At 46.5% G+C, this 15,346-nt stretch carries 13 protein-coding genes and 8 tRNA genes; 19 read left to right on the top strand and 2 right to left on the bottom strand.

Features of this window, described 5'->3' with window-relative positions:
- Positions 1 to 29: 29 nt before the first annotated feature.
- The 8 genes from L4C35_RS21720 (at position 30) to L4C35_RS21685 (ending at position 1,204) form a co-directional block, all read left to right on the top strand.
- Positions 30 to 104 (top strand) — tRNA-Gln (locus tag L4C35_RS21720).
- A 52-nt stretch (positions 105 to 156) separates the two neighbouring features.
- A tRNA-Leu gene (locus L4C35_RS21715) sits at positions 157 to 241 on the top strand.
- Positions 242 to 361: 120 nt separating this feature from the next.
- Positions 362 to 446, top strand: a tRNA-Leu gene (locus tag L4C35_RS21710).
- 65 nt (positions 447 to 511) lie between these two features.
- Positions 512 to 586: transfer RNA gene (locus L4C35_RS21705), tRNA-Gln, on the top strand.
- A 52-nt stretch (positions 587 to 638) separates the two neighbouring features.
- Positions 639 to 723 (top strand) — tRNA-Leu (locus L4C35_RS21700).
- A 121-nt stretch (positions 724 to 844) separates the two neighbouring features.
- A tRNA-Leu gene (locus L4C35_RS21695) sits at positions 845 to 929 on the top strand.
- A gap of 63 nt (positions 930 to 992) precedes the next feature.
- A tRNA-Gln gene (locus tag L4C35_RS21690) sits at positions 993 to 1,067 on the top strand.
- A 52-nt stretch (positions 1,068 to 1,119) separates the two neighbouring features.
- Positions 1,120 to 1,204 (top strand) — tRNA-Leu (locus tag L4C35_RS21685).
- A gap of 293 nt (positions 1,205 to 1,497) precedes the next feature.
- Here L4C35_RS21685 and L4C35_RS21680 read toward each other — a convergent pair.
- Positions 1,498 to 2,658: a 2-octaprenyl-3-methyl-6-methoxy-1,4-benzoquinol hydroxylase gene (locus tag L4C35_RS21680; protein ID WP_428464845.1), complete on the bottom strand. Its 1,161-nt coding sequence runs from the start codon at positions 2,656 to 2,658 to the stop codon at positions 1,498 to 1,500.
- A gap of 247 nt (positions 2,659 to 2,905) precedes the next feature.
- Here L4C35_RS21680 and miaB point away from each other — a divergent pair, with 247 nt between their 5' ends.
- The 6 genes from miaB to L4C35_RS21650 all read left to right on the top strand — a co-directional run bounded on the left by miaB (position 2,906) and on the right by L4C35_RS21650 (position 9,284).
- Entirely contained in the window at positions 2,906 to 4,330 is a 1,425-nt protein-coding gene (gene miaB / locus L4C35_RS21675) for a tRNA (N6-isopentenyl adenosine(37)-C2)-methylthiotransferase MiaB (protein WP_428464844.1), read from the top strand.
- Positions 4,331 to 4,422: 92 nt separating this feature from the next.
- The gene (locus L4C35_RS21670) at positions 4,423 to 5,505 is read left to right on the top strand and encodes a PhoH family protein (protein ID WP_428464843.1); all 1,083 of its coding nucleotides are present in this window, start codon (positions 4,423 to 4,425) and stop codon (positions 5,503 to 5,505) included.
- Positions 5,505 to 5,969: an rRNA maturation RNase YbeY gene (gene ybeY, locus L4C35_RS21665; protein ID WP_428464842.1), complete on the top strand. Its 465-nt coding sequence runs from the start codon at positions 5,505 to 5,507 to the stop codon at positions 5,967 to 5,969. Before L4C35_RS21670 ends, ybeY begins: the two co-directional genes overlap by 1 nt.
- A 77-nt stretch (positions 5,970 to 6,046) precedes the next feature.
- Entirely contained in the window at positions 6,047 to 6,919 is an 873-nt protein-coding gene (corC, locus tag L4C35_RS21660; RefSeq protein WP_428464841.1) for a CNNM family magnesium/cobalt transport protein CorC, read from the top strand.
- A gap of 12 nt (positions 6,920 to 6,931) precedes the next feature.
- Positions 6,932 to 8,482: an apolipoprotein N-acyltransferase gene (gene lnt, locus L4C35_RS21655; RefSeq protein WP_428464847.1), complete on the top strand. Its 1,551-nt coding sequence runs from the start codon at positions 6,932 to 6,934 to the stop codon at positions 8,480 to 8,482.
- An 88-nt stretch (positions 8,483 to 8,570) separates the two neighbouring features.
- A complete protein-coding gene (locus L4C35_RS21650; RefSeq protein WP_428464840.1) occupies positions 8,571 to 9,284 on the top strand; it encodes a lipid-binding SYLF domain-containing protein in 714 nt (237 codons plus the stop codon).
- A 55-nt stretch (positions 9,285 to 9,339) separates the two neighbouring features.
- On the opposite strand, the gene L4C35_RS21645 is transcribed toward L4C35_RS21650, so the two are convergent.
- Positions 9,340 to 9,822, bottom strand: coding sequence for a zinc ribbon-containing protein (locus tag L4C35_RS21645; RefSeq protein WP_428464839.1), 483 nt, complete (start codon positions 9,820 to 9,822; stop codon positions 9,340 to 9,342).
- 184 nt (positions 9,823 to 10,006) lie between these two features.
- Between L4C35_RS21645 and leuS the strand changes: the two genes are divergently transcribed.
- The 5 genes from leuS to rlmH all read left to right on the top strand — a co-directional run bounded on the left by leuS (position 10,007) and on the right by rlmH (position 15,345).
- Entirely contained in the window at positions 10,007 to 12,583 is a 2,577-nt protein-coding gene (gene leuS, locus L4C35_RS21640; protein WP_428464838.1) for a leucine--tRNA ligase, read from the top strand.
- A gap of 148 nt (positions 12,584 to 12,731) precedes the next feature.
- Positions 12,732 to 13,415 carry an LPS-assembly lipoprotein LptE gene (locus L4C35_RS21635; RefSeq protein WP_428464846.1) on the top strand — a complete coding sequence of 228 codons (684 nt, stop codon included), beginning with the start codon at positions 12,732 to 12,734 and terminating at the stop codon, positions 13,413 to 13,415.
- Positions 13,412 to 14,443, top strand: a complete 1,032-nt coding sequence (holA, locus tag L4C35_RS21630; RefSeq protein WP_428464837.1) for a DNA polymerase III subunit delta — start codon at positions 13,412 to 13,414, stop codon at positions 14,441 to 14,443. The genes L4C35_RS21635 and holA overlap by 4 nt, the downstream gene beginning before the upstream one ends.
- Positions 14,444 to 14,550: 107 nt before the next feature.
- On the top strand, positions 14,551 to 14,868 hold the full coding sequence (gene rsfS, locus L4C35_RS21625) for a ribosome silencing factor (protein WP_428464836.1): 318 nt from the start codon (positions 14,551 to 14,553) through the stop codon (positions 14,866 to 14,868).
- A 6-nt stretch (positions 14,869 to 14,874) separates the two neighbouring features.
- Positions 14,875 to 15,345, top strand: a complete 471-nt coding sequence (rlmH, locus tag L4C35_RS21620) for a 23S rRNA (pseudouridine(1915)-N(3))-methyltransferase RlmH (RefSeq protein ID WP_048900731.1) — start codon at positions 14,875 to 14,877, stop codon at positions 15,343 to 15,345.
- Position 15,346: the final 1 nt, after the last annotated feature.

The following is a 15,346-nucleotide window of genomic DNA, read 5'->3' as shown; positions in this document are numbered from 1 at the left end:
AATTCGTTCTCTTAATCGAGTAACGCTGTAGGGCTATCGCCAAGCGGTAAGGCAGCGGCTTTTGATGCCGCCATCCCCTGGTTCGAATCCAGGTAGCCCTGCCACCATTTAACTTAATGGTGTGCACAACGTAAGTTGATGAACATCTTTGAGTATGCGGACGTGGCGGAATTGGTAGACGCACCAGATTTAGGTTCTGGCGCCGMRAGGTGTGAGAGTTCAAGTCTCTCCGTCCGCACCATATTCTTCATTCACTTTATAAGTGCGTGAAGTAAAAAAGATCGTAATCATGCTAACCAATTGCAGATTATGTGACTAAGTAAGTTAGAGACAATTCGTTAAGCAATTAACGATATAAAATGCGGACGTGGCGGAATTGGTAGACGCACCAGATTTAGGTTCTGGCGCCGCGAGGTGTGAGAGTTCAAGTCTCTCCGTCCGCACCATTTTCTCTTAACTTATTTATTTCTCCTCGCCGAGAAAATTCGTTCTCTTAATCGAGTAACGCTGTAGGGCTATCGCCAAGCGGTAAGGCAGCGGCTTTTGATGCCGCCATCCCCTGGTTCGAATCCAGGTAGCCCTGCCACCATTTAACTTAATGGTGTGCACAACGTAAGTTGATGAACATCTTTGAGTATGCGGACGTGGCGGAATTGGTAGACGCACCAGATTTAGGTTCTGGCGCCGCAAGGTGTGAGAGTTCAAGTCTCTCCGTCCGCACCATATTCTTTGTACTCTTTCACTAGAGCTCAAAGTAAAAAAGATCATAATCACGCTCACCAATTGCAGATTATGTGACTTAATAAGTTAGAGACAATTCGTTAAGCAATTAACGATATAAAATGCGGACGTGGCGGAATTGGTAGACGCACCAGATTTAGGTTCTGGCGCCGCGAGGTGTGAGAGTTCAAGTCTCTCCGTCCGCACCATTTCTCTTAACTTATTCTTTCTCCTCGCCGAGAAAATTCGTTCTCTTAATCGAGTAACGCTGTAGGGCTATCGCCAAGCGGTAAGGCAGCGGCTTTTGATGCCGCCATCCCCTGGTTCGAATCCAGGTAGCCCTGCCACCATTTAACTTAATGGTGTGCACAACGTAAGTTGATGAACATCTTTGAGTATGCGGACGTGGCGGAATTGGTAGACGCACCAGATTTAGGTTCTGGCGCCGCAAGGTGTGAGAGTTCAAGTCTCTCCGTCCGCACCATCATTTAGAAACCCACCTTTTGGTGGGTTTTCTTTTGCCTGTTGCAAGCTAAAGATACAACTATCAATTGGTGATTAACCATTAATGATGTGTATCTTTTGCAGAAGACTTAGAGTGGCTTTCCACTCTTTTTACAACCTAAAAAATCGTATCTCTCTGGTTGTTAAGCCGAATGTTTTTAATAACATTCGGCTTTTTCTTTATCTGGCTATTAGTTCCCCCAAGAAATGGATATAAAAAAGACGAGCACTCAGGCTCGCCTCTTTCTGTAAAGTCGTTATTTTATGCGACAGTTACATTCCCATCGCATACTTCAATACTTGTTTTTTTATTGGGCCGGCTTTCTCTGCCACTTTCAAACCAATGTTACGAGCAATTTTCAGCGGCAATAAATCATTACTAAATGTGGTGTAGAAAAAGTCCATGCCTGTTTGCATGATCAGATTATCAGGACGACGACGGCGTTCATACTTCTTAAGTACCTCTTGCTCTGCCCAGCTTTTGCCCGCTTTCTCTACTTCATGCAACAATACATCGACATCTTTAAAACCGAGGTTAACCCCCTGACCGGCTAATGGATTGATTGTATGCGCGGCATCCCCTAATAGCACAACATTATCTTGGTAATACTGTTGAGCGTGACGGCGGGTTAACGGGAAGCTCCCCCAATTAACAACAGTAAACTCGCCCACTTCAGCAGGAAAGTGTAACGTCACTTCAACCGCAAGCTGCTCTGCTGTCATGGCTGACAGTTGCTTGATGCGCTGTGGGCTGTCGTACCACACCAGTGATCCTTGATGACCAACAAGAGGTAAGAACGAACGAGGGCCTTTAGGTGTAAACCACTGCCAGGTGATATCTTGTTGAGGTAACGCTGTTTTTATATTGATCAGCATACAATGCTGTCGGTAATCCCAGGCCGTGATACCAATCCCAGCTTGCTGACGCACCTGTGAGTTCGCGCCATCTGCGCCCACAAGTAACTTCGCTTGCAATTGACGACCATCGTCTAACGTGACGAGAACCCCATCAGCCACCTTCTCACTGTGTGTCATTCTGGTTGGGCATAGCAAAGTCAGGTTAGGGTAATCCGCAAACTGCTGCCAAAGACCAAGCTGAATCAAACGGTTTTCCACAATGAAGCCTAAACGATCCAGTTGCATCTCATCAGCGCTAAATCGCGTACGGCACTCAGGGTGATCCCAGGTTTCTAATCGCTTAAACGGGCACACACGCATCGCTTGAATGGCATCCCACGCCCCGAGTCGGCTCAATAATCCGACCGAGTTAGGCGAAATTGCCGACACCCGTAAATCCATCGGCTGGCTTGCATCAAATTGTTGGGGTTGTTGGCCTTCAAGCACTGCCACACGTAGGCCATATTGCGCCATACCAACAGCCGTTGCGGCCCCTACCATGCCGCCACCGGCAATCACTACATCAAACTGTTCCATACACTTATCTCATTGTTTGGCTGCTGATATTTTACCTTGCTAGAACCATAATGCGAGCATTCAACCTTGGCAACTGAACACAGGCCAAAAAACCACAATTTATTCGGGGTGGCGAGGATCTAGTCAGACACCAGATAAAGCAGTACAATACGCGGCTTGCTGGCGGTCCCGCTCTCAAATATGAGGCCTACCGCCTTTCGAGCAATGTTGAATGCAATAATTGAACACTACGAGCGAAGAGTTAGACATGGCGAAGAAACTGCTTATTAAAACCTGGGGCTGCCAGATGAACGAATACGATTCATCGAAAATGGCCGATCTTCTCAATGCCTCAAACGGCTTCGAGCTAACGGAAATCCCAGAAGAAGCAGATGTTCTGCTACTGAATACCTGCTCAATCCGTGAAAAGGCTCAAGAAAAAGTTTTCCACCAGCTAGGTCGTTGGAAAACCCTAAAAGATAAAAAACCTGATCTTGTGATTGGTGTAGGCGGTTGTGTAGCAACCCAAGAAGGCGATTCTATTCGCAAACGTGCACCATACGTTGATGTTATTTTTGGCCCACAAACCCTACACCGTTTGCCAGAAATGATTAAGCGTTCAGGTACCGATCACGCACCAGTTATGGATATTTCTTTCCCTGAAATTGAAAAATTCGATAACCTGCCTGAACCTCGCGCTGACGGTGCGACAGCTTTCGTTTCTATCATGGAAGGCTGTTCTAAATACTGTACTTACTGTGTTGTACCTTATACGCGCGGTGAAGAAGTTAGCCGTCCACTAGACGATGTGCTATTTGAAATCGCACAGCTTGCAGAGCAAGGCGTACGTGAAGTCAACCTACTGGGTCAAAACGTTAACGCATACCGTGGCGCAACCCACGACGATGAGCTTGCAACCTTTGCTGAACTATTACGTTTAGTGGCAGCCATTGATGGTATCGATCGTATTCGTTACACCACCAGCCACCCTATCGAGTTCACTGACGATATTATCGAAGTGTACAAAGATACACCTGAAGTGGTGAGCTTCCTTCACTTACCAGTACAAAGTGGTTCAGACCGCATTCTGGCTAACATGAAGCGCCCACATACTGCGATCGAGTACAAATCGAAAATCCGTAAGCTGCGTAAAGCGCGCCCGGATATTACGATCAGCTCTGATTTCATCGTGGCATTCCCAGGTGAAAGTGATCAAGACTTCCAAGATACCATGAAGCTGATCCGCGAAATTGATTTCGATATGAGCTTTAGCTTCATCTTCTCAGCACGTCCAGGTACGCCTGCTGCGGATTATCCGTGTGATCTTCCTGAAGAAGTGAAGAAAGAACGCTTGTATGAACTACAGCAACAGATCAATACTCAAGCTATGCGTTACTCACGTCAAATGCTAGGTACTGAACAACGTATCCTTGTTGAAGGCCCATCACGCAAAAACATCATGGAACTTCGCGGCCGTACCGAGAATAGCCGTGTTGTGAACTTTGAAGGTTCTGCTGAACTGATTGGTCAATTTGTTGATGTGAAAATTACGGATGTGTTCACAAACTCACTACGTGGTGAAGTCGTACGCACCGAAGCTGAAATGAATCTACGTATTGCTGTCTCTCCGACCGAGATGATGGAAAAAACACGTAAAGAAGATGAATTGGGTGTTGGCGTATATACTCCATAGTATATAGTGCGCGTCCTAAAGCTTGTCTTTAGGCCAATGCCCTGATAAGAAAGCCGCCCGTTGCTGTGGGCGGCTACAATGAGAGGCAAACCTTGAGCAAAATTATTACTGTTGAATTAAACCTGGAACCTATCGATAACCAGCGCCTTTCCAGCCTTTGCGGCCCTTTCGACGATAATATTAAACAACTAGAACGCCGTTTGGGTGTCGAAATCAACCATCGCAGCAGCCATTTCTCTGTTGTTGGCCAACCTCATACCGCCGACGCCGCTGCTGAAATACTGAAAAACCTATACGTCGATACCGCGCCTGTTCGCAATACGATTCCCGATATCGAACCAGACCAGATCCACCTTGCGATCAAAGAGTCAGGTGTATTAGAGCAAGCGACTGAGTCATCAATCCCTTACGGTAAAGAAATTAATATCAAAACCAAAAAGGGGATCATTAAGCCACGTACGCCAAACCAAGCGCAGTACATCGCTAACATGGTGACCCATGATATTACCTTTGGTGTTGGCCCTGCTGGTACAGGTAAAACCTACCTCGCAGTAGCCGCGGCTGTAGATGCGTTAGAACGCCAAGAGATCCGTCGTATCTTACTAACACGCCCTGCTGTTGAAGCGGGGGAAAAATTAGGTTTCTTACCAGGTGATTTAAGCCAGAAGGTCGATCCGTATTTACGACCACTGTATGACGCACTGTTTGAAATGCTAGGCTTTGAGCGCGTTGAAAAGTTAATTGAACGAAATGTGATTGAAGTTGCCCCATTAGCTTATATGCGTGGTCGTACTCTTAACGATGCCTTCATCATTTTGGATGAGAGCCAGAACACCACAGTGGAACAAATGAAAATGTTCCTAACGCGTATTGGTTTCAATTCTCGCGCGGTTATTACCGGTGATGTGACCCAAATCGATTTACCGCGTGGCGCCCGTTCAGGTTTACGTCATGCGATTGAAGTATTATCGGAAGTTGATGAAATCAGTTTTAACTTCTTCCAAGCTGACGACGTTGTCCGCCACCCTGTGGTTGCCCGTATTGTTCAGGCTTATGAAGTGTGGGAAACCGCCGATCAAAAGCAACGCAAACAAGCAGAACAACGCCGACGTGATGAACAAGCTGCACTGCTTGCAGCCGCGACACCAACAGTAGAACCAGAAAAGAGTAACTAATGGCTATTTATCTCGACCTGCAACATGCAACCGAAAATCAAGCAGGCTTACCAAGCGAAGCTGATTTTCAGCAATGGCTAGCTGCAGCTGTCACCCTATTTAAAGCCGATGCGGAAGTCACTATCCGCTTGGTTGACGAAGAAGAAAGCCATACGCTAAACCATGAGTACCGCGGTAAAGACAAATCAACCAATGTGTTGTCTTTCCCATTTGAAGCGCCTCCTGGTGTAGAGCTTGATCTGCTAGGTGACCTTATCATCTGCCGTCAGGTTGTTGAGAAAGAAGCAAAAGAGCAGAATAAACCGCTAAATGCCCACTGGGCACATATGGTTGTACACGGCAGTCTCCATCTGCTAGGTTATGACCATATTGATGACGAAGAAGCAGAAGAAATGGAAGCGCTGGAAACAGAAATCATGCAAAACATGGGATTTGCTGATCCTTACGCTGACGACAATCTGTAACTCGTTACACCAATCGCTATCCATCATTCAGATGGATAGCTACCGTGGCTTAGACCACTTAATTGACATGAAAAGTGATGAACGAAGATAACTCGCAAAATTCTGAAGGTCCGAGTAGAAAGTCCTTCTTTGAACGTATTGGCCAATTGTTTCAAGGTGAACCACAAAACCGAGAAGAACTGGTCGAGGTATTCCGCGATTCGGAAGAAAATGATTTGATTGACCACGACACCCGCGACATGCTCGAAGGTGTAATGGAGATAGCAGAAATGCGTGTGCGGGACATCATGATCCCACGCTCTCAAATGGTCACCATCGAACGTTCTCAGAAGCTTGAAGACCTTATTGATTTAATTGTTGATGCTCAACACTCACGCTACCCTGTGATCAGTGACGACAAAGACCATGTAGAAGGTATTCTACTGGCTAAAGATTTACTGCGTTACTTGATCCCAGACTCTGAACCTTTCGATATGGACAAAGTCCTCCGCCCTGCGGTGGTTGTGCCTGAAAGCAAACGAGTTGATCGTCTACTCAAAGAATTCCGCGAAGAACGCTATCACATGGCGATCGTTGTTGATGAATTTGGGGGGGTATCGGGTGTTATCACTATCGAAGATATTCTTGAGCAAATCGTTGGCGAAATCGAAGACGAATTCGACGATGAAGAAGAACAAGATATCCGTCAGCTAAGCAAACATACCTATTCGGTAAAAGCACTGGCGACCATCGAAGACTTTAACGACTTATTCCAAACCGCATTCTGTGATGACGAGGTCGACACTATCGGAGGCTTGGTGATGACCAGCTTTGGTCACTTACCTGCCCGTGGTGAAGTTGTTGAACTGGATGGTTACTCGTTTAAAGTTACGTCTGCTGACAACCGTCGCGTGATCCAGCTTCAAGTGACCATTCCTCATGAAGCGCATCAGCCAACGACGACAACTTAATAGTTCTAAATGATGAATAAAGCCTTTTTCATCTCCCTTGGGCGGCCTTTATTGGCCGCTTTTGCGGGAGCTTTAGCGACCTTATCGTTCGCACCTTATAATATCTGGCTTCTTGCCCCTGTATCACTCACTCTCTTTTTCTTACTGCTCCTCAATCAAACAGTTAAGCGATCTGCTGTTATCGGCTTTAGCTGGGGCTTAGGCTTGTTTGGGACGGGGATCAGCTGGGTCCATGTCAGCATAGATACTTTTGGTGGAATGCCAAAAATCGCCAGTGTCTTCCTCATGACCTCACTGATCAGCTATCTGGCACTCTATCCGCTGTTTTTTGGTGCGCTGTTCAACCGCTTTAATCGCGGTCGCCCTTTCCACCAGCTACTGCTAAGTGGGCCGGTATTATGGCTATTACTTGATTGGATTCGCGGCTGGGCATTTACTGGTTTCCCATGGCTATGGATGGGCTATGGTCAAATTGACTCTCCGCTTTCAGGCTTAGCTCCTATCTTTGGGGTAGAAGGGATCACGCTCGCTTTGGTGTTGATCAGTGCTGGTATTGCAGCGGCTATTTCGGCGAAAAACTGGAAACCATTGATGGTACCCGCCATCGTTACGGGCCTCGCTTGGGCGGCTCATGGTATTCAATGGGTGACACCCAATCCCGACAAAACGCTTGATGTTGCCTTAGTACAAGGGAATGTACCGCAAGAGCTAAAATGGCTTCCTAGCGAACGCTGGCCAACCTTGATGAAATACATCGATTTGACCCGCGAAAACTGGGATGCCGATTTAATCATTTGGCCTGAAGCTGCCATCCCTGCGCTTGAAGCACATCTGCCATCATTCTTACAAAACTTGGATGAAGTGGCGCGCAAAAATGACAGCACAGTGATCACTGGCGTGTTGGATCAAAAAGACAATGGCGAGTTTTTTAATAACATTCTGACGCTCGGTAAAAATAACGACGATGGTTACGATTACGATACGGCAACCCGCTACAGTAAATATCACCTACTGCCTTTCGGAGAGTTTGTTCCATTCGGTGATTTACTACGACCTATCGCGCCATTTTTTAACTTGCCGATGTCATCTTTTAGCCGTGGTGACTTTGTTCAGCCAAACTTAGAGGCCAATGGTTATCACCTTGCGCCTGCTTTATGTTATGAAGTCGCGTTTAGTGAACAAGTGCGCCAGAACGTTAATATTGATACCGATTTATTATTAACCCTATCGAATGATGCGTGGTTTGGCACCTCTATTGGTCCTTTCCAACACATGGAAATCGCACAAATGCGCTCACTTGAACTAGGTAAACCATTATTACGCGCTACCAATACCGGTGTGACGGCCGTGGTTGATCATATGGGACAAATTACCAAGCAGATCCCACAGTTTGAAACCGCAGTACTGCGCGCTAAAGTTACGCCAACAGATGGTCTAACGCCCTACACCAGCTTAGGGACTTGGCCGCTCTATGGCTATGTGTTGTGGTCACTGGCGTTATCTATGATCTTGATCCGCCGCCAACGTGGTGGATTTAGAGAGATCCAGACCGAACAACCTTAATAGCACCTTAAAAGACGAAGATTAACCCTTCGTCTTTTTTTTCATCTTGCTAAGATAGAAATAATTACCGCTGTAAAGGATGCCTGCCATGAAAACCGTTCACCGCCTCTTCACCATGTTTAGCGCACTAGCCCTACTTTGTATCGCAACGGGCTCTGTGGCTAAAGAAGACATCGATACCCGCGCTTCACTTGAACACTTTCAACAGGCACCGCAAACCCAGCCCTTCTTCGAGTCAGCATACGGCTACGCTATTTTCCCTTCAATTGGTAAAGGCGGTTTTTGGGTAGGCGGCGCATACGGCACTGGCACGGTTTATCAAGGCCAAACCATCACAGGTTTTGCCAAACTGTATCAAGTTTCGGTTGGGCTCCAATTTGGTGGACAATCATATAGCCAAATTATGTTTTTTCAGGATCAGCGATCTTACGAACGATTTGTTAGTGGCAGCTTTGAACTGGATGCTCAAGCCTCTGCTGTCGCCTTAACAGAAGGTGCGCAAGCACGGGCTGGCACCACTGGTGTTGGAGCGGGCTCAGGTAAAAACTTTGTCGAAGCCAATTATACAAATGGTATGGCAATTTTCACTTACGCCAAAGGCGGAATGATGATCGAAGCATCCTTAGCTGGGCAAAAATTTAGCTATGAACCAATCAGCGCGACCACAGAACAGGTCAAAGATCTCAATCAAAGGGATACAGACCAAGCCAAGCAAGGTGCTCCCGTCAGTGACCTGACATCACCTGTGGCAAGTGATAGCGATGAACCAACCGTTATTTTAGCGCCACCGTTAGAAAAGTAAGCATTAGGCTTAAAAAAGCGGGCACCACTGCCCGCTGACAGAAGAGATGAAACGATTAAGGCGCTAGCGGCTGGCGGGTAAATTGCTTGTGGCCACAGCGTATACAAGGTTCTAGGCGTTTCACATGGGTATATATTTGATGATGACCACAGTGCTCACAAACCAAATTACCCAAGCCGATGATCTCTCCCGCTTGATAAACACCCTGATGCTGGATATCGCCCATCACCTCGCGCCACTCTAATTGGGTTTTATCGGTAATTTCAGCCAAACCGCTCCAAATAGTTTCTGACACCGCCTGATAAAATGGGCTTTCATCAAAAGGCTCTGAACTTTCTTCTACGTTTTGACCAAATTCAGCCAAGTCACGCTTTAAATACGCCGAAATCAACGCTAGCTCATCTTTGGTCATATCACTGGCGGCTTGACGGTATTTTTCCGTGGTTTCAACCCATTGCTGAAGTTCCTCGGGGCTATGCTTCAAGGCTTCAGTGACTTTTTCAAGTAGTGCTTCATATTCTGCTTTTTGCTTCGCCATATGTACCTCCTCTCCTTGAACCGACAACACAAGTCGCCCAAAACACCGTATAAGACAGCGATAAAGCAACAATTAACTGTATCGAATGACCCTCAGCTATTGTTGACACCTTTACCTTTAGTTATTCTATGTCGATTATATTGAATGTGTTTGTACTCAACTCACAAAATCCTGGATGTCATCGATGCAAGAACAATATCGCCCACAGGACATTGAACAGAAAGTTCAAGAACACTGGGACAACAACAAGACCTTTGTTGTAAGTGAAGACCCTAATAAAGAAAAATTCTACTGTCTCTCCATGTTCCCGTACCCAAGCGGTCGACTGCACATGGGTCACGTTCGTAACTACACCATCGGTGATGTTGTTTCTCGTTACCAGCGTCTACAAGGCAAAAATGTGATGCAACCAATCGGTTGGGATGCATTCGGCCTACCTGCAGAGAACGCAGCAGTTAAAAACAACACTGCACCAGCACCATGGACTTACGAAAACATCGAGTACATGAAGAACCAGCTTAAAGCACTAGGCTTAGGCTACGATTGGGATCGTGAATTCGCAACCTGTACGCCTGAGTACTACCGTTGGGAACAAGAGTTCTTCACTAAGCTTTACAACAAAGGCCTAGTTTACAAGAAAACCTCTTCTGTAAACTGGTGTCCAAACGACCAAACTGTACTGGCTAACGAGCAAGTAGAAGACGGTTGTTGCTGGCGTTGTGATACCCCAGTAGAACAAAAGAAAATTCCTCAGTGGTTCATTAAGATCACTGAATACGCACAAGAGCTACTTGACGATCTAGACAACCTTGACGGTTGGCCTGACATGGTAAAAACCATGCAGCGCAACTGGATCGGCCGCTCTGAAGGTGTAGAGCTATCTTTCGCGGTTAACGGCGAAGAAGCACCACTAGAAGTGTACACAACACGTCCAGATACCCTTATGGGCGTATCTTACGTGGGTATTGCTGCTGGTCACCCTCTGGCAGAGAAAGCGTCTAAGAACAACCCTGAGCTTGCTGCATTCGTTGATGAATGCCGTAACACCAAAGTTGCTGAAGCTGAACTAGCAACAATGGAAAAGAAAGGCATGGATACTGGCCTAACGGCTATCCACCCGCTTAACGGTCGTGTTGTTCCCGTTTACGTGGCTAACTTCGTACTGATGGATTACGGCACAGGTGCGGTAATGGCGGTTCCAGCTCACGATCAACGTGACTACGAATTTGCGACTAAGTACGGCATCGACATCATCCCTGTAATCAAACCAGAAGACGGTTCTGAGCTAGATGTATCAGAAGCCGCATACACTGAAAAAGGTGTACTGTTTGATTCTGGCGAATTTGATGGCCTAACTTTCCAAGCCGCGTTCGATGCGATTGCAGCGAAACTGGAAGCGGAAGGTAAAGGTAAGAAGACAGTTAACTTCCGTCTACGTGACTGGGGTGTTTCTCGTCAACGTTACTGGGGTGCGCCAATCCCAATGGTAACAACGGAAGATGGTGAAGTTCACCCCGTTCCTGCTGATCAACTACCAGTGATTCTTCCAGAAGACGTGGTAATGGACGGCGTAACAAGTCCAATCAAAGCAGATAAAGAGTGGGCAAAAACGACCTTTAACGGCGAGCCAGCACTGCGTGAAACCGATACCTTCGATACCTTCATGGAGTCGTCTTGGTACTACGCGCGTTACTGTTCACCACAAGCTGACGATATTCTAGATCCTGAAAAAGCGAACTACTGGCTACCAGTAGACCAATACATTGGTGGTATCGAGCACGCTTGTATGCACCTACTGTACTCGCGCTTCTTCCACAAACTGCTACGTGACGCAGGTTACGTAACCTCTGACGAGCCGTTCAAGCAACTGCTATGTCAAGGTATGGTACTGGCTGATGCTTTCTACCACACTAATGACAAAGGCACCAAAGAGTGGATCGCACCAACGGATGTTGAAATCGAGCGTGATAGCAAAGGTCGCATCGAGAAAGCCGTCGATAACCAAGGCCGTGACGTAACGCACTCAGGCATGATCAAAATGTCTAAGTCGAAAAACAACGGTATCGACCCACAAGAGATGGTAGACAAGTACGGTGCAGATACCGTTCGTCTATTCATGATGTTTGCGTCACCTGCAGACATGACCCTTGAGTGGCAAGAGTCTGGCGTTGAAGGGGCTAACCGCTTCCTTAAACGTGTATGGAAATTGGTTAACGAGCATGCATCAAAAGGTGCTGCAGAAGCTGTTGATGTCTCTGCGCTATCTTCTGATCAAAAAGCACTACGCCGTGATGTTCACAAGACCATTGCAAAAGTAAGCGATGATATTGGCCGTCGTCAGACGTTCAATACTGCGATTGCTGCCATCATGGAACTGATGAACAAGCTAGCGAAAGCGTCTCAAGAATCAGTACAAGATCGTGCACTACTTGATGAAGCACTAAAAGCAGTCGTACGTATGCTTTACCCTATGACACCGCACATTTCTTACGAAATGTGGGAAGCGCTAGGTGAATCAGACGTTGATTCTGCAACATGGCCGACATTCGACGAAGCTGCGCTAATTGAAGATGAAAAGACCATCGTGGTGATGATCAACGGTAAATTGCGTGCAAAACTGACTGTTGCTGCTGACGCAACCGAAGAGCAAGTTAAAGAGCTTGGTCTTAACGATGAAAATGCCGTTAAATTCCTTGATGGCCTTACCATTCGTAAAGTGATTTACGTTCCTGGTAAGCTACTGAACATCGTTGCGAACTAAGTTCACAACCTGATGACAAACTATCCCCGCTCAGGCGGGGATATTTTTATCTAGCATCGCTATAGCAACTACCAGTCAATCTAGGTTCTAATCAGATTGATTTCCCGCTATAGTCGATAAGTTTTCACTCTACTTAGGAGCTAATTTGGTGAAGGCTTTCTTTTCTTTAAAAAGCACCCTTAGACTACTTTCAGTCGCCCTACTTTCTCTTACTGTGTCTGCTTGTGGCTTCCACCTTCGTGGCACCTACATGCTACCCGATGAAATCGCCAAACTATCACTGACTAGCTTCGACCAATACGGTCAACTAACTCGCTTGGTAAAATCACAGTTTAAACTGCATGGTATTGAAGCCGTGCCACCCTCTGCGACTGTGCCTAACCTTCACTTAATCAGTGAGAGCAACGGTGAGCGTACCCTGTCGCTCTACCAAAACAGCCGCGCGGCTGAATACGAACTGAATTACTCGGTACGCTACAGCATTACGATCCCTAACAAAGCCAGTAAAACCTTTTCAACCAAAGTCACCCGTACTTTCCTTGATAACCCATTAACGGCACTGGCAAAATCAGTTGAGCGCGACATGATCAAAGACGAAATGCGCCAACAAGCATCACGTCAGATCCTGCGCCAAATGGCTCGCTTAACGGCCACAATTGAAGCACTGGACGAGCAAGAACTCGAAGCGAAATTAGCTGAAATGGAAGATACTAAAGCAGAAGATATGCCCGCTACAGGTACCAACTCCAGCTATAACAGCACCAACACTGTGAATACAGAGGAAGTCAGCACAATTTCCCCTGCTGTCGAGGTAGGCACGAGCCAACCATGAGAGTTTACCCAGAACAACTGACGCAGCAGCTCAATAAAGGGCTGCGTCAAGCCTACTTATTATTTGGCAATGAACCGCTCCTAAAACAAGAGTGCGGTGACCAAATTAAACAAGTCGCGCAGCAACAAGGTTTCGATGAACGACATAGCTTCGCCATCGACCACCAACTGGATTGGAATCTAGTACTCGATTGCTGTAACGCAATGAGTCTTTTTGCTGCGCGCCAAATCATTGAACTTGAAATCCCTGAGTCCGGCCTTAACGTCAACCAGGCTAAGTCATTGGTTGAAATCTGCGATAGCTTGCACAGTGATATCCTGTTGCTGATCACAGGGCCTCGCCTCAATAAAAAACAAGAATCAGCCAAATGGTTTAAAGCGCTTGATAATCAAGGTTTATATCTGCCGTGTAACACACCCGATCCACGCCATTTACCACGCTTTATTCAAGCGCGTTGCCAGCAACTCGGCCTTAAAGCGGATCATGAGTCCGTACAAATGCTGGCCCAATGGCATGAAGGGAATATGCTGGCATTGGCGCAAAGCTTACAAAAACTCATTTTACTGTACCCTGATGGTGAGCTTAATCTTGTTCGTTTAGAAGAAGCATTAAGCCGCCACAACCATTACACACCGTTCCAATTGGTTGATGCCGTTTTAGCAGGGCAAGCCAAGCGTAGCCAGCGTGTATTACGCCAACTTGAAGGTGAAGGTATTGAGGCAACCATTATTTTGCGCACCCTACAGCGTGAGCTAACTCAGCTGTACAAGATGCAAGAAATGGGCAAAAAAGGCACACCGCTTAATCTTATTTTCGAGCAATTTCGTGTATGGCAAAGCCGACGCGAAATTTATATCGGCGCTCTTCATCGGCTACCTTATGCCAGAGTCGTCAGCTTGCTACGCTTATTAACCCAGCTTGAAATTCAAGTAAAAACAGATTTCGACACCAAACCTTGGCCAGCACTTAGCGCACTCTGTGCAGAGATGTGCGGGATAAGTACCCATACTGAACCAACACCTTTTTAGTACTTGTGTCGGATCAGGCAGTGCGTGTTATACTGCGCCGCTAAATTGTGACAGAGATCGATTTGTCGCAAACTTTTAATTTATTTTCACCAAATGAGGGGATTCCTTTGCAGGTTCAAGAACTACACGATTTTATTGTTGATAAAGTTGACGATATTAAAGCCCAAGACATCGTAACGATTGACGTACGTGGCAAGTCAAGCATCACTGACTTCATGGTTCTATGTACAGGTACATCAAACCGTCACGTATCTTCAATTGCAGATCACGTAAACAAAGAATCAAAACTGATTGATTTCCCTCCATTTGGTATCAGCGGCGAAGAAGATGGCCAATGGGTTATCGTAGATATGGGTAACGTTATGTTACATATCATGCAGGAAGATTCACGTAGCCTGTACCAACTGGAGAAGCTTTGGAGCTAATCAGTTATGAAGCTTCAATTGATTGCCGTTGGCACTAAAATGCCCAAGTGGGTTGAAGAAGGCTATAAAGAATATAGTCGTCGTTTTCCTAAAGATATGCCGCTGGAATTGATAGAGATTCCAGCAGGTAAACGTGGGAAAAATGCAGATATTGCCCGTATCTTGCAAAAAGAAGGCGAAGCAATGCTTGCCGCGGTTCCTAAAGGTAACCGCATTGTTACCTTGGATATTCCCGGTAAGCGCTGGGATACCGAACAACTGGCTGAGCAGCTAGAAAGCTGGAAGCTAGATGCACGCGACGTTTCCATTTTGATCGGTGGCCCTGAAGGGTTATCACCTGCTTGTAAAGCAGCGGCAGAGCAAAGTTGGTCGCTTTCACCGCTAACACTGCCACACCCAATGGTACGTGTGGTGATGGCTGAAAGTTTATATCGCGCGTGGAGCATCACCGCAAACCATCCTTACCACAGGGAATAAG

Origin of the sequence: Photobacterium kagoshimensis, from assembly GCF_050337045.1 — a bacterium.
Classification (GTDB): Bacteria; Pseudomonadota; Gammaproteobacteria; order Enterobacterales; family Vibrionaceae; genus Photobacterium; species Photobacterium kagoshimensis.
This window is presented reverse-complemented; position numbering and strand designations above follow the sequence as displayed.